This window comes from Paracoccus wurundjeri (genome assembly GCF_030678915.1).
Taxonomy (GTDB): domain Bacteria; phylum Pseudomonadota; class Alphaproteobacteria; order Rhodobacterales; family Rhodobacteraceae; genus Paracoccus; species Paracoccus onubensis_A.
Map to the genome: position 1 here is coordinate 1 of NZ_JAUUTZ010000065.1, position 790 is coordinate 790.

2 protein-coding genes are annotated in these 790 nt (G+C 64.4%); both read right to left on the reverse strand.

Annotated elements, in window-relative coordinates:
* Positions 1–82: 82 nt before the first annotated feature.
* Positions 83–436 (reverse strand): IS66 family insertion sequence element accessory protein TnpB, encoded by a 354-nt coding sequence (gene tnpB, locus Q0601_RS24620; RefSeq protein WP_036708309.1) that lies wholly within the window; start codon positions 434–436, stop codon positions 83–85.
* A partial coding sequence (tnpA, locus tag Q0601_RS24625; RefSeq protein WP_305292851.1) for an IS66-like element accessory protein TnpA occupies positions 436–790 on the reverse strand: 355 nt, incomplete at its 5' end. The genes tnpA and tnpB, both read right to left, overlap by 1 nt.

A 790-nucleotide genomic window follows, 5' to 3' on the forward strand; every position in this document is an offset into this window, starting at 1 on the left:
ATCAGGGGTTTCCATGAGGGAAGTGAATCACAGGATGCCCTGTGAGGCCAGTAAAAACTGGCCTTTCGACGCAGCCTGCCAGTCACCCCGCCGCCAGCGGGCGCCGCGCCCGTTCGGGGCGGACCATCCGCCAATCCACGCCCTCAAACAGCGCTGCAAACTGCGCGTTGGACATGCGCATGACCCCGTCGCGCACCTGTGGCCAGACGAATTTGCCACCTTCCAGCCGCTTGTGAACCAAAACCATACCGGTCTGATCCCATATCAGCAGTTTGATCCTGTCGGCGCGTTTCGCCCGGAAGACGAAAGCCGCCCCGCAAAACGGGTCCATCCCGAACATCTCCTGCACCGCCAGCGCCAGCCCATCGATGCCCTTACGAAAGTCCACCGGCCGGGTCGCCACGAAGACCTTCATCGGCTCGCCATGACCGAACATCACGATGCGGCAGCCCGTGCCGCCCGGATCGCCCGCATCAGCTGGCCCTCATCGGCACCAGCGCCAGCACGGATCATGACATCGCCGACAACGATCTCGATATCGGACCTGGTCGCCGCCGCCGGTGCCGCGGCCGCGCTGTCATCGACCACCAACTCCGCGAAGACCGGCAAGGATGCCACGCTCTCGGGCACCACGAGATTGCCTTGGCGCAACTGCTTGCGCCAATCGTAAATCTGCCAACGTGTCGTGCCATACCGGCGCGCAATATCCGCAACCGTCACTCCGGGCATCATGCTCTCCGCCGCGATCCGCGCCCGTTCTGCCTTCGTGCGCCGCCGCCGACCACTCGGA

Coding starts and splice junctions, on each gene's coding strand:
- tnpB (WP_036708309.1), bottom strand. CDS start 436: ATGTTCGGTCATGGCGAGCCGATGAAGGTCTTCGTGGCGACCCGGCCG.